At 65.2% G+C, this 13,963-nt stretch carries 10 protein-coding genes and 1 tRNA gene; all 11 read right to left on the bottom strand.

Annotation, left to right across the window (positions count from 1 at the left end; genetic code table 11):
• Window positions 1–170: 170 nt before the first annotated feature.
• Entirely contained in the window at window positions 171–2,063 is a 1,893-nt protein-coding gene (locus tag K0F86_RS05485; protein ID WP_071078904.1) for an ATP-binding cassette domain-containing protein, read from the bottom strand.
• Between the two features lie 172 nt (window positions 2,064–2,235).
• Window positions 2,236–2,310, bottom strand: a tRNA-Arg gene (locus tag K0F86_RS05480).
• A gap of 121 nt (window positions 2,311–2,431) precedes the next feature.
• Window positions 2,432–2,824, bottom strand: coding sequence for a RidA family protein (locus K0F86_RS05475; protein WP_219133489.1), 393 nt, complete (start codon window positions 2,822–2,824; stop codon window positions 2,432–2,434).
• 26 nt (window positions 2,825–2,850) lie between these two features.
• Window positions 2,851–4,002 (bottom strand): acyl-CoA dehydrogenase family protein, encoded by a 1,152-nt coding sequence (locus K0F86_RS05470; RefSeq protein WP_219133352.1) that lies wholly within the window; start codon window positions 4,000–4,002, stop codon window positions 2,851–2,853.
• 1 nt (window position 4,003) lies between these two features.
• Window positions 4,004–4,858 (bottom strand): enoyl-CoA hydratase family protein, encoded by an 855-nt coding sequence (locus tag K0F86_RS05465; RefSeq protein ID WP_219133350.1) that lies wholly within the window; start codon window positions 4,856–4,858, stop codon window positions 4,004–4,006.
• 10 nt (window positions 4,859–4,868) lie between these two features.
• Window positions 4,869–5,390 (bottom strand): MarR family winged helix-turn-helix transcriptional regulator, encoded by a 522-nt coding sequence (locus K0F86_RS05460; protein WP_219133348.1) that lies wholly within the window; start codon window positions 5,388–5,390, stop codon window positions 4,869–4,871.
• A 13-nt stretch (window positions 5,391–5,403) separates the two neighbouring features.
• Window positions 5,404–6,192: an SDR family NAD(P)-dependent oxidoreductase gene (locus tag K0F86_RS05455; RefSeq protein WP_219133346.1), complete on the bottom strand. Its 789-nt coding sequence runs from the start codon at window positions 6,190–6,192 to the stop codon at window positions 5,404–5,406.
• Between the two features lies 1 nt (window position 6,193).
• On the bottom strand, window positions 6,194–8,569 hold the full coding sequence (locus K0F86_RS05450) for a bifunctional salicylyl-CoA 5-hydroxylase/oxidoreductase (protein ID WP_219133344.1): 2,376 nt from the start codon (window positions 8,567–8,569) through the stop codon (window positions 6,194–6,196).
• The gene (locus K0F86_RS05445; protein WP_219133343.1) at window positions 8,566–10,185 is read right to left on the bottom strand and encodes an AMP-binding protein; all 1,620 of its coding nucleotides are present in this window, start codon (window positions 10,183–10,185) and stop codon (window positions 8,566–8,568) included. Before K0F86_RS05445 ends, K0F86_RS05450 begins: the two co-directional genes overlap by 4 nt.
• 93 nt (window positions 10,186–10,278) lie before the next feature.
• Window positions 10,279–10,989: a response regulator gene (locus tag K0F86_RS05440; protein ID WP_219133342.1), complete on the bottom strand. Its 711-nt coding sequence runs from the start codon at window positions 10,987–10,989 to the stop codon at window positions 10,279–10,281.
• Window positions 10,990–11,074: 85 nt separating this feature from the next.
• The coding region (locus K0F86_RS05435) for an ATP-binding protein (protein ID WP_257571996.1) at window positions 11,075–13,963 on the bottom strand (2,889 nt) is incomplete at its 5' end.

The following is a 13,963-nucleotide window of genomic DNA, read 5'->3' as shown; positions in this document are numbered from 1 at the left end:
CTTTGATGCATCAACAAGACGCAATGCCGCTCCGGGGTCTGTAACGGAGAGTATGTTACCACCCGACACGCTACACGCGTCGGGTGGCAACACCCGCTTCAGCCAGAGTTTATCACTACAGTATCAATTTTGATATTGATTGCCGCAGGCGGCAATCAATGACAGGCAACTCAGCCTTTGGCGCGCGCTTCGATCGCTTCCCACTTTTCTAGCGCTGCCAGCAACTCTTTCTCGATTTCCGCCACGCGCGCATTGAGGCGTTTGCCTTCAGCCGGCGTTTTCTTGTAGAAATCGGGATGCGACAATTGCCCTGCCAGCACGGCTTGCTCATCTTCCAGCGCCGCCATGATGTTAGGCAGTTCGTCGAGCTCGCGCTGCTCCTTGTAGCTGAGCTTTTTCTGCTTGGCCGCCGGTGCGGCAGCCTCGACCTTCACGGCCGGCTTGCTGGCTGGCGCCGTGGCGATCGGCAAGGTGCGCACGCGCTCCCAGTCCGTGTAGCCGCCGACGAATTCGCGCCACTTGCCCTCGCCTTCGGCGACGATCACCTGCGTGACGACGTTGTCGAGGAAGGTACGGTCATGGCTGACGAGGAAGACGGTGCCGGTGTATTCTTCCAGCAACTCTTCCAGCAATTCCAGGGTATCGATATCCAAGTCATTGGTCGGCTCATCGAGCACCAGCACGTTGGCCGGCTTGGCGAACAGGCGCGCCAGCAGCAAACGGTTGCGCTCGCCACCAGACAGCGACTTGACGGGCGAACGCGCGCGTTCCGGCGCAAACAGGAAGTCGTTCAGGTACGTCATCACGTGGCGGCGCTGGCCATTGATCTCGACCCAGTCGCTGCCCGGCGCGATGGTTTCCATCAGGTTCGCTTCTTCGTTCAGCTGCGTGCGCATCTGGTCGAAATACGCCACTTGCAGCTTGGTGCCCAGGCGGATGGTACCCGTGTCCGACTCTTCCTGGCCCAGGATCATCTTCAGCAAGGTGGTCTTGCCGGCGCCGTTGGCGCCGATCAGGCCGACCTTATCGCCGCGCAAAATGGTGGCGCTGAAATCCTTGACGATGACCTTGTCGCCATAGATCTTCGAGACGTTTTCCAGGTCCGCCACGATCTTGCCCGAGCGTTCGCCGGCCGACACGTCCAGCTTGACTTGTCCCTGCTGGTCGCGGCGCGCATTGCGCGTCAGGCGCAGCGCTTCCAGGCGGCGCACGCGGCCTTCGTCGCGCACGCGGCGCGCCTTGACGCCCTTGCGTATCCACACTTCTTCCTGCGCCAGGAACTTGTCGAACTTGGCGTTTTCCACGTCTTCGATTTCCAGCTGCTCGGCCTTGCGTACTTGGTACGCCGTGAAGTTGCCCGGGTACGACAGCAAGCGGCCGCGGTCGAGCTCGATGATGCGCGTGGCAACGTTGTCGAGGAAGGAGCGGTCATGGGTAATGAACAGCACGCTACCCTTGAAATCGCGCAACAGGCCTTCCAGCCACAGGATGGAGCTGAAATCCAGATGGTTGGTCGGCTCATCGAGCAGCAGCACGTCGGGCGCCGACACCAGCGCGCGCGCCAGCGCCACGCGCTTTTGCATCCCGCCCGACAGGGTTTTCATCAGCATGTCGCCCGTCAGGTTCAGACGATCGAGCACCGTTTCCACCTTGTTCGGCAAGCTCCACGCATCGGCCGCATCGAGTTTGACCTGGATGTCGTGCATGCGCTCCATCAATTCGTCGTCATTGCCCTGGCCAAACTGGCCCGTCAACTCGTCGTATTCCTTCAGCCATGCCTGCGATTCGCCCATGCCGGAGGCGACGGCATCGAACACGGACATGTCCGGGTCGAATTGCGGTTCCTGCTCCACATACGCGATCTTGATGCCTTGCTGCATCACCAACAAGCCGTCATCGAGCTTGAACTTGCCCGAAATGACCTTCAACAGCGACGATTTGCCGGTGCCGTTGCGGCCGATCAAGCCGACCCGTTCCGAGTTTTCCAGTGAAAATTCCGCGTGATCAAGCAGCGCGACGTGACCGAACGCAAGTTGCGCCGATGAAAGAGAAATGACAGCCATAATGAGTAAGAGTGCTCGGGCGCCGTTTCCTGCACACCGCGTGGTGCGCAAAACAGCTGCCGATTAGATGAATGAAGCACGCATTGTACCGATATCTCGGACTTCAATCGCTATCGACCTGTAATTGTTGCCCGCATGAAGTCAGGCTGCCGACGCGCGCTGCGTGGAAATGTGGTGTCGCCAGCAGGAATCGAACCTGCATTTAAGTCTTAGGAGGACCTTGTACTATCCATTGTACGATGGCGACACGCGCAGCGGCATTATACAGGCTGGCGCGCGCCATTGACAGCTTGCCAGGCACGAGCATGGCAGTTGGCGCTCCAGCCTGTCGGAAATGATGCTGATTTGCAATATTTCATCACAGGCAGTCAGTCGGGCAGCACCGCCGTCACTTCGATTTCCACTCTGGCGCGATCCTCGATCAGGCCAGCCACCTGCACCGCCGTCATGGCAGGAAAATGCTTGCCGATCAGCTCACGGTAGGCCACGCCGATTTGCGGATATGCCGCCACGTACTCCTTCTTGTCGAGCACATACCAGTTCATGCGCACGATGTGCTCGGGCAAGGCGCCCGCCTCGGCCAGCACGGCGACGATATTCTGCAGCGCCTGGCGCACCTGCCCCGCGAAATCGTCCGTGTGAAACTGACCCTGCGCATCCCAGCCTATCATGCCGCTGACGTACACCGCGCGCCCGCTGGCGGCCACGCCGTTCGCATAGCCGCGCGGCCTGGCCCATCCCGCTGGTTGCAGCACTTGCATCGTATTCTCCTGGTTATTCATGCCGTTCATGCGTCCCCCGCCTCGCGCAGCAATTCGCGCGCGATGATCAATTGCTGCACTTCGCTGGCTCCCTCGTAGATGCGCAAGGCGCGAATTTCACGGTACAGGCGCTCGACCGGATGGTCGCTGACCACGCCCATGCCGCCGAACAGTTGCACGGCAGCGTCGATCACCTGCTGCGCCGTTTCGGTGGCCGTCAGTTTGGCCATCGCCGCCTCCTTTGTCACCTTGCGGCCCTGGTCGCGCTGCCAGGCGGCGCGGTAGGTGAGCAGCGCGCAAGCATCGATGCCGGTGGCCATTTGCGCCAGCTTGGCCTGCGTCAGCTGGAAGTCCGCCAGGGTCTGGCCGAACATCTGGCGCTTTGTCGCGTGGCGCAGCGCTTCATCAAAGGCGCGCCGCGCAAAGCCCAGCGCGGCGGCGGCCACCGAGGTGCGGAACACGTCGAGTGTCGCCATCGCCACCTTGAAGCCCTGCCCCGCCTCGCCCAGGCGCTGCGACACGGGCACGCGGCAGTGATTGAAACGCAGGCGCGCCAGCGGATGCGGCGCGATGACGGCGATGCGCTCGGCGATTTCCAGCCCGGGATTGTCGGCGTCGACGATGAAGGCGCTGATGCCGCGCGCGCCGGGCGCTTCGCCCGTGCGGGCGAACACCACGTAAAAGTCGGCGATGCCGCCATTCGAGATCCACGTCTTTTCGCCATCGAGCACATACGCGTCGCCGTCGCGGCGCGCCGCGCACGCCATGGCCGCCACATCCGACCCTGCCTGCGGCTCGGACAGGGCAAACGCGGCGATGCGCTTGCCGCTCGCCACGTCCGGCAGATAGCGCGCCTTGTTCTCCAAGCTGCCGAACAGGCCGATGGCGCCGGAACCGAGGCCTTGCATGGCGAAGGCGAAATCGGCCAGGCCATCGTGACGCGCCAGGGTTTCGCGCATCAGGCAAATGGCGCGCGTGTCGATCTTGCCATCGGTGCCGGTGGCGTATGCCAGCCAGCCGCCCTGTCCCAGTTGCGCCACCAGCGCGCGGCAGGCCGCGTCGACGTCGGCGCCATGCGCGCCATCGAGGTGCAGTGCCGCCCAGGCATCGAGCTCAAATTCAAGCGCGGCGTGGCGCGCCTCGAAAAATGGCCAGTCCAGATAGCTCGTATCACGCATGTCAATTACCCTCGAACTGTGGTTTTTCCTTCGCCACGAAGGCGTGATAGGCGCGGTGAAAATCGTTGGTGGCCATGCAAATGGCCTGCGCCTGCGCTTCCGCCTCGATGGCTTCATCGACGCCCATGTTCCACTCCTGCTGCAGCATTTTTTTCGTCATGCCGTGCGCGAAGGTGGGGCCGCCGGCCAGGCCGGCGGCAAACAGCTGCGTCGCCTCGGCCAGTTCTTCCGGCTCGACCAGGCGGTTGAGCCAGCCCCAGCGCTCGGCCTCGGCGCCGGCCAGGGAGCGCCCCGTGTACAGCAGCTCGGCGGCGCGGCCCTGGCCGATCACGCGCGGCAGCAAGGCGCAGGCGCCCATGTCGCAGCCGGCCAGGCCCACGCGGGTAAACAGGAAAGCCGTCTTGCTGCGCGCCGTGCCGATGCGGATGTCGGACGCTAGCGCCAGCATGGCGCCGGCCCCCGCGCAAATGCCGTCGATGGCGGCGACGATGGGCTGCGGACAGGCGCGCATGGCTTTTACTACATCGCCCGTCATGCGGGTAAACGCCAGCAGGCCGGGCATGTCGAGCTGCGTCAGCGGGCCGATGATGTCGTGCACATCGCCGCCCGAGCAGAAATTGCCGCCGCTGCCAGTGATCACCACAACCTTGACGTCGTCCGCATGCGCCAGCGCGCGGAACAGCTCGCGCAACTCGGCATAGGAATCGAAGGTGAGCGGATTTTTGCGCTCGGGCCGGTGCAGGGTCAGGGTGGCGACGCCTGCGTCGACGGAAAACAGAAAATGCCGCGCGGCGTAGTCGGCCAAGCTGGCGCGGTTGCCTGGCAGGTCTTGCGGCTGGCCGGGTAAGTGGCGCATGGTGCTTCCTTTATTTATCGATGATGTCACGATCGTGTTCATTCAAGTGCTGTTTCATCTGCGACAGCAGGTCGATCAATCGGGTTTTGTCGTCCGGCGTCACGCCGTGCAGCAGTTCGGCGATCCAGCCTTCGTGCACGCGCGCCATCTCGTCGAAGGCGCGCCGCCCGGCCGGCGTCAGTTTGACGCTGTACGAACGGCGGTCCTTCGGGTCGACCACGCGCACCACCAGTTTTTCCTGCTCCAGTTGGTCGGTGATGCCCGTGATATTGCCGCCCGTGACCATCATGCGCTTGGACAGTTCGCCCATGCGCAAGCCTTCGGGAAAGCGCTCGAGCTGCGCCATCAGGTCGAAGCGGGGCAAGGTGATGCCGAAGCTGGCGCGCAAGCGCGTGCGCACCTCGTTTTCGATTTTCACCGTGCACGAGAGCATGCGCAGCCACAGCTTGAGCGACTGGTGGTGGTCCTGCGTCAGGCGGCTGGACAGGTCCAGTACCGGTTGTTCTTGCGCGTCAGCGCTTTCTTTATCCATGATCTTCATTCAGTTACATTACTTCACCGCCGGCGACGGCGATCGATTGTCCATTCATGGCGGCTGATGCGGGCAGGCAGAGCCACGCCACCGCATCGGCCACTTCCTGCGGCTGCACCAGCCGCTGCTGCGGATTGGCGGCCGCCAGTTCCGCGCGCGCCGCGTCTTCGCCGCGCCCCGTCTTGCGCACGATATTCTGCACGGCTTGCGCCACCATGTCCGTTTCCGTGTAACCGGGGCAGACGGCGTTGACGGTGACGCCGCGCGGCGCCACTTCCAGCGCCAGCGCGCGCGTCAGGCCAATCACGCCATGCTTGGCGGCGACATAGGCGCTGACGTAACGGTAGCCTTTCAAGCCCGCCGTCGACGCCACGTTGACGATACGTCCCCAGCCCGCTTCCAGCATGGCCGGCATGGCGGCCTGGCAGCAGTGAAAGACCCCCGTCAGGTTCACGGCCAGCATCTGCTGCCAGATGGCGGCGTCCGTCTTGCCGAAGGGCGCCGCGTGCGCCTGGCCCGCGTTATTGACCAGTATATCGATGCGGCCGAAATGCGCCCCCACCTGCGCGAAGCCGGCCTGCACGGACGCTTCCACGCTCACGTCGAGCACGCAGATGGCCACCCTGCCCGCGTGGCCCGCCTCTTCCAGCTGCATGCGCGCGCGCGCCAGCCGCGCGCCATCGCGCCCGGCCAGGGTGACCCGGGCGCCCGCGTCGAGCAAGGCGCCCGCGCAGGCCAGGCCGATGCCGCTGCCGGCGCCCGTCACCAGCGCGTGCCGATCAATCAATGCTTGCTTGCTCATGTCATCCTTCCAGCAGCCGCGCGGCCACCTGTTGCGGGGTGAGGCCCGTGCTGGCGGCGGCCAGCTGGCGCTCGCGCTGCAGATTGCGTTCCAGCTGCTGCTGGCCCGGCCGGTACTGTTTCGGCCAGACTGCTGCCCCGCCGCTGTAGCCGATGCGCGCCATTTCGGTCAGGGTCCAGGCCGGGTTGGCCAGGTGCGGGCGGCCCACGGCGCACAGGTCGGCGCGCCCGGCGGCGATGATGCTGTTGGCGTGGTCGGCCTCGAAGATGGAACCGACGGCCATGCTGGCGATGCCCGCCTCGTTACGCACGCGGTCGGCGAACGGCACCTGGAACATGCGTCCGTACACGGGCTGTTCGAGTTTACTCACCTGTCCCGAGGAACAGTCGATCAGGTCGGCGCCGGCCTGCTTGAACAGGCGCGCGATGACGACCGCATCGTCGGGCGTGATGCCGCCTTCCACCCAGTCGTGGGCCGAGATGCGCACGCTCATCGGTTTATCTTGCGGCCAGGCGGCGCGCATGGCGCGAAACACGCGCAGCGGATAACGGCAGCGGTTTTCCAGGCTGCCGCCAAATTCGTCGGTGCGGCGGTTGGTCAGCGGCGAAATAAAACTCGACAGCAGATAGCCGTGCGCACAATGCAGTTCCAGCCAGTCGAAACCGGCGACGGCGGCCGCCAGGGTGGCGTGCACGAAGTCCTGCTCGATGCACGCCAGGTCGCTTTCCGTGGCCGCGCGCGCCACCTGCGACACGCCGGCCAGGTACTGCTGCTCCGAGGCCGAGATCAACGGCCAGTTACCCTCCCTGAGTGGCAGGTCGATGCCGTCCCACATGGGCCGCGTCGAGCCTTTCGCGCCCGCGTGGCCCAGCTGCAGGGCGATCTTCGCATCGCTGTTGGCATGCACGAAATCGACGATGCGCCGCCACGCCTGCGTATGCGCTTCGCTGTACATGCCGGGGCAGGCGGGCGTGATGCGCGCGTCGGCCGACACGCACGTCATCTCGGCAAACACGAGACCTGCGCCGCCCATGGCGCGCGCGCCCAGGTGCATCAGATGGTAGTCGCCCGCCACGCCATCGACGGCGCTGTACTGCGCCATCGGCGAGACGGCGATGCGGTTTTTCAGCAGCACGCCGCGCAACCGGAACGGCGTGAGCATGGGCGGCAAAGCCTGATCCAGCATGTCCACGCCGGCCTGCTCGCTCGCGCGCCGCGCCAGCCACCATTCATAGTCGGCCACATACGCGGGATCGCGCAGGCGCAGGTTTTCATGTGAAATGCGCTGGCTGCGCGTGAGCATGGAATAGGCGAACTGCGGCGCTTCCATGGCGCTGTAGCGCTCGACGTTTTCAAACCACTCCATGGAATTGCGCGCCGCGCTCTGGATCTTCAGCACCTCGATGGCGCGCAGCTGCTGGTAGGCGGCCAGCGCGGCATCGCTGTCGGCATGCTGGCCGAAGCAGCGCGCCAGCTCGATCGCGTCTTCCAGCGCCAGCTTGGTGCCCGAGCCGATCGAATAATGCGCCGTGTGGGCCGCGTCGCCCATCAGCACGACGGGCACGCCGTCCTGCCGGTGCACCCATTGCCGGCAAACGATGCGCGGGAAGGTGATCCACTGCGCCGAGCCGCGCAAGTGCGGCGAATTGCTCAGTAGACCTTGCCCATCGAGTTCCTCGGCGAACAGCGCTTCGCAAAAGGCGATGCCCTCTTCCTGGCTCATGCTATCGAGTCCCGCCGCGCGCCACACGTGTTCCGGCGTTTCGACGATGAAGGTCGACGTGTCGCCGTCATATTGATAGATATGCGCCTGGAACCAGCCGAATTCCGTCTGGCGGAAGGCAAACGTGAACGCCTCGAATTTCTTGCGCGTGCCCAGCCAGACGAAGCGGCAATGGCGCTGCTCGATCTCGGGCTGGTAGCTGGTCGCATAGCGCGTGCGGATGCGGCTGTTCAAGCCGTCGCTGGCGATCACCAGCTCGGCGCCGTACTGCTTCGCGATGGCCTGGTCGTCCTGCACTTCCGTCTCGAACACCAGCTGCACGCCAAGTTCCTCGCAGCGCGCCTGCAGGATATTGAGCAGACGCTTGCGGCCGATGCCGCAAAAACCATGGCCGCCGGAGCGCACGGTCTGACCCTTGAAGTGGATCTCGATATCGTCCCAGTGGTTGAACGCCTGCAGAATGGCGCGCGCGGTCGGCTCGTCCGCGTTGGCCAGGTTGCCCAGGGTCTGGTCGGAAAACACCACGCCCCAGCCAAACGTGTCGTACGGGCGGTTGCGCTCGATGACGGTGATGCGGTGATCCGGGTTCTGCTTTTTCATGAGCAGGCTGAAATACAGGCCGGCGGGACCGCCGCCGATGCAGACGATATTCATGGGGTGTCCGTGCGAAGTTTGAAGCGCTGCAGCTTGCCCGTTTCCGTGCGCGGCAGGGAAGGCAGGAAACGGATGGCGCGCGGATATTTATACGGGGCGATCTGCTGGCGCACGAAGTCCTGCAGTTCGGCCGCCAGCAGGTCGCTGGCCTGAAAACCATCCTTCAGCACGATGTGCGCTTCGACGATCTGGCCACGCTCGGCATCGGCGCGCCCCACGACGCCGCATTCGGCCACGGCCGGATGGCGCAGCAGCGCCTCTTCCACTTCCGGGCCGGCGATGTTGTAGCCGGCCGAGACGATCATGTCGTCGCTGCGCGAGCGGTAATAGAAATAGCCGTCTGCATCCATCTCGAAGGTGTCGCCCGTCAGGTTCCAGCCGTTCTGCACATACTCGCGCTGGCGCGGGTCGGACAGGTAGCGGCAACCGGTGGGGCCTTTCACGGCCAGGCGGCCCGTCACGCCGGGCGGCTGCGGCACGCCCGCGTCATCGACGATGCAGGCCTGGTAGCCGGGGATGGCCTTGCCGATGGCGCCGCGGCGGATGCCCTCGCCCGTGGCGGAAATGAAAATGTGCAGCATCTCGGTGGCGCCGATGCCGTCCGTCATGGCCAGCCCCGTCGCGGCCTGCCAGGCGTCGCGCGTGGCCAGCGGCAGCGCCTCGCCGGCCGAGACGGACAGGCGCAGGCTGCGCAGCTCGTGCTGCGCGGCCAGGGGCGCCATCTGGCGGTAAAAGGTGGGCGCCGTGAAGCAGATCGTGGCGTGATAGGCACCGATGGCGCGCAGCAGACCCTCGGGCGTGAGTTTTTCCAGCAGCACGGCGCAAGCGCCAAAGCGCAGCGGGAATAGCAGCAGGCCGCCCAGGCCGAAAGTGAAGGCCAGCGGCGGCGTGCCGATGAAGATATCGTCGGCGCGCACCTGCAGCATGGAGCGGGGAAAGCAGTCGCAAATGGCCAACAGGTCGCGCTGCATGTGCATGGTCCCCTTGGGCACGCCCGTCGTGCCCGAGGTAAAGCTGATCAGGCAGACATCGTCGGCCGCCGTGTCGTGCGCGGGAAATGGCGCATCGTGGGCGGCCATGTGCCGTTCCAGTTCCGCGTTGGCGGCGCCAAAGCACAACATCGGCGGCAAGCCGGGCACGCCATCGAGTTCCCCGCGCAAGTCCTGCGCGCACAGCACGGCGTTCACTTCCGCCTTGGCGAGGATGGTGGACAGTTCACGCGCGCGCAGCAGCGGCATGGTGGGCACGGCGATGCAGCCAGCCTTCAGCACGGCCAGCAGGCAGGCGGCCATCATCGGGGTATTCGCGCCGCGCAGCAGCACGCGGTTGCCGGGAATCAGGCGCAGGTCGGCGCGCAGCACATGGGCGATGCGGTCGACCTGCCGCGCCAGCTGCGCATAAGTCCAGCGCTGGCCGTCGGCAAGGATGGCGGTGCGCTCGCCGCCACCGCTGGCGACGGCCGCATCGAGCAGCACGGCGACGCAATTGAGGCGCGGCGGATACTGCAGCTCGGGCAAGTCCAGGCACAGCTGCGGCCAGAGTGCGCGCGGCGGCAGGTGCGCGCGCGCAAAGTCGTCCTGGGGAGATGCGGTGGTAGGCGAAGGGTCGCTGCTCATGCTCATCCTGGCTGGTAGCGGGCGCGTGCACATGGCCCGGAAGTAGATACTTTAAACCTAAAGTATTTTTCCGACAAGCGGAAAACAGCAGATTCAGTCGGCGGTGTCGTGCTGCCGCGCCAGGCGCGCCTGCTGCGCCACGCTGCGCGTCAGTGCGCCCAGCGCCGCCTGTATCTGCTCGCCATCGAGCACCGAAGCCTGCAGCAGGGCCATCATGCCAGCTTCCGCCCCATGCAAACCCAGGGTGCGGCAACCGAGGTGCAGCCGTTCGAGCTGCTGGCGCGCCTGGACCGGTTCACCGCGCGCCAGCAAGGCGTCGACCTGTTCGCTGGCGGCGCCCACCTGCCCCTGGAAACCCGTCAGGTAGGCCTGCAGGCGTTCGCTGTCGATGCCGAGGCGCTGCAAGGTGTCGCGCGGCGCCTCGGCCGGCAATGCGGAGACGTCGAAGCAGGCGTCGATATGCTGGCGCACCTGCTCGGGCTGGAAGGGCTTGACGATGTAGCCGGCGGCACCGGCCTGCACGGCGTCGCGCACCGTATCCTGGTCATTGGCCGACGATACCAGCACCAGCGGCATGGCGTCGAGCGCGCTGTCGGAGCGGATTTTCTGCAGCAGCTCCATGCCGGACAGGCGCGGCATGCGCAAATCGCAAAAGCACAGCGACGGGCGCAAGCCCCCTTCGAGCTGCTCCCACGCCGCCGCGCCATCTTCGGCTTCCACGATATCGTGCACGCCGCAGCTGTCGATCAGATGCATCAATACCATGCGCGACACGACATCATCGTCAACCACCAGTACTTTCATTGCTTTCTCCATTGCCGGCGGTGTCAGGGGCCTGGCCGTATTCTACCCAGTTTCGCCGCGCGCTCGAAGGCCGGCATTGCCTATTTTACATTTCCTTGCCCGAAACGGCTATTTGCGCCAACAGTGCGCGCAATTGCGGCAAATGCAGGGCCACCTGCGTCCAGCGCCCGCCGTCCGCCGCCTCTTCCATTTCCGTGCACAGCATGTGCAGCTGCGTTTCGTCGAGATAGGCGGCGCTGCCCTTCAAACCGTGCAGCAGGCGCCCGGCGTTGTCCCTGTCCTGCGCCGCCAGGGCGGCGTCGAGTTCGCGCAGACGCCCCTCCAGGTCGGCGACGAAGGCGACGCGGATGCGCCGTTGCAGTTCACCGCTGCGGATGGACTGGGAGGGTGCCGCGACGGGGGCCGCCGGCGCGATGCCGAACAGGGCATCGAGTTCGGCCTGCCCCCGCGCGCTGGCGCGCGGCACGTTCGACGGCATGCGCGGCAACATGAAACCGCGCTGCAGCTGGCGCTCGATGGCGCGCGCCAGCAAGGCATGCAGCGCCGCCTCGTCCACCGGTTTGCTGAGGAAATCATCCATGCCGACGCCCAGATAGCGGCTGCGGTCTTCATCGCTGGCATTCGCCGTCAGGGCCACGATCATCAATTCCTGGTCGCGCACGGGCTGGTCCGGCCAGCCGCCCACGCGGATCAAACGCGTCGCCGTGGCGCCGTCCATCTCCGGCATGCGCCCGTCCATCAGGATCAGGTCATAGCGCGTATGCACGCAGGCCGCCACCGCCAGCACGCCATTGGCGACCACATCGACCCTGTGCCCCAGTTCTTCGAGCATGACGCGGATGATGATCTGGTTGGTGGGGAAGTCTTCCGCGCACAGCACGCGCAACTGGTGGCTGTGCGGCGCCAGCGCCACCTGCGGCACCAGCGGCGGCGCCACGCCATCGGCCAGCGGCAAGGTGAAGGCAAAGGTGCTGCCCTGCCCCGGCGTGCTGGCCACCTCGATCTCGCCCTGCATCAGTTCGACCAGCTGGCGACAGATCGCCAGGCCCAGCCCCGTGCCGCCGTAGCGCCGCGTGGTGCTGGCGTCGGCCTGCTCGAACTTCTGGAACAGGCGCGCCATCGCGTCCGCATCGATGCCGATGCCGCTGTCGCTGACCGTAAAGCGGATCAGGTTGACACAGCGTCCGCCGCTGCCGCTGGCCACGCCGGCCCGTTCGACGCTCACGCTGACGCCGCCGCGCTGGGTGAACTTGAAAGCATTGCCGACCAGGTTGACCAGCACCTGGCGCAAACGGGTCGGGTCGCCCACCACGAAGGGCGGCAGGTCGGGCGCAAAATCGATGGCAAAACCGATGCTGCGCGCGGCCGCCTGCTCCTCGAACAGGCTGACGACCGTCTCGATCGCCGCGCCGAGCGCAAAGTCGATATTTTCGATACTCAGCTTGCCCGCCTCGATCTTGGAAAAATCGAGCAAGTCATTGATGATCACCAGCAGCGACTGGGCATTGGCCTGGCCGCGCAATATCTGCTCGCGCGTGGCGTCATGCAGCTGCTCGTCGCGCAGGGCAAAGCCCAGCATGCCGATCACGCCGGCCAGCGGCGTGCGCATCTCGTGGCTCATGTTGGCCAAAAATTCCGACTTCTGGCGCGTCGCATCCTCGGCTTTGCGCTTGGCCAGGCGCAGGCTTTCCTCGTTTTTCGTCAGGCTGCTGTTGACTTGCGCCAGCTTTTCCGACTGGGCCAGCACTTCGACTTCCTTGCTCTGCAACTCGGCCGTGCGTTCGCCGACCAGTTTTTCCAGCTCGTTCTGCTGGCGCCGCAGCGCGCGCACGCGCTGCCGGTAAGCGCCATACATGGCGCCCAGCAGCAGCGCCGCCATCAGGGTGCGGAACCACCAGGTTTTCCAGAACGGCGGCAGGATCGTGATGGCCAGCGTGGCGCCGCTCTCGTTCCACACACCGTCCTTGTTGGCCGCCTTGACGCGAAACACATAATTGCCCGCATCGAGGTTGGTGTAGGTGGCAAAACGCCGCCCCGCATCCGTCATGACCCAGTCCTGGTCGAAGCCTTCGAGCCGGTAGGCGAACATATTGCGCTGGGGCGCGGCGAAATGCAGGGCCGCGAATTCCAGCGAAAAGACGCTTTCGCGGCTGGTCAGCACCAGCTGGCGCGTATGGTCGATCGCCGTCCTGAGCACGTGCGCGAATTCGCCGCGGCCGATGGCCACCGGCTTGTTGAAGATCTGCAGTTCCGTGATGGCCACCAGCGGCGGAACGCGGTTGTCGTGGATATCCTGCGGCACGAACGCCGTCATGCCGTTAAAACCGCCAAAATACATGGTGCCATCGGCCGCGCGCAGGGCCGCGCCATCGAAGTACGAGCCTTCCACCGTGCCATCGGCGCTGTCGTAGTTGCGGAACAGGCCGCTGCGCATGTCGAGCCGCGTGATGCCGCTATTCGTGCTCAGCCACAGCTGCTCGTTATCGTCGCCGAGGATGCTGGCGACGGCATCGTCGGCCATGCCATCCTTGCGCAGGAAGCGCCGGAAGCGGATTTCGCCTTTCGCATCGACATCCATGCGGTTCAAGCCATTGGCCGTGCCCACCCACAGCACGCCGCGCTTGTCCTCGTGCAGGAAATGCACTTCGTCGTGACTGAGGCTATGCGGGTTTTGCGGATCGTGGCGAAAATGCCGGAAATGGCCGCTGGCGCGGTCCAGCAAATCGAGGCCGTGGAAAGAACCTATCCACAGCCGCCCCTTGCCGTCTTCCAGCACGGGTCGCACCATGTTATCGGACAGGCTGTGCGGGTCGGCCGGATCGTGGCGGTAGGTGGTAAAACGACGGCTGGCGGGGTCGAAACGGTGCACGCCGCCCCGCGTCGAGACCCACAGCATGCCGCTGCGGTCGCTCACGACATTGCGGATGGTGTCGCTGTTCGGGTCGCCGGCGGCAAAGCGCATGGTAAAAAAAAG

Source organism: Janthinobacterium sp. UMAB-60, assembly GCF_900095235.1.
In the GTDB taxonomy this organism is placed as follows: domain Bacteria; phylum Pseudomonadota; class Gammaproteobacteria; order Burkholderiales; family Burkholderiaceae_D; genus Janthinobacterium.
The sequence above is the reverse complement of the archived record's forward strand: the minus strand, read 5'-3'. Positions and strand labels throughout refer to the sequence as shown.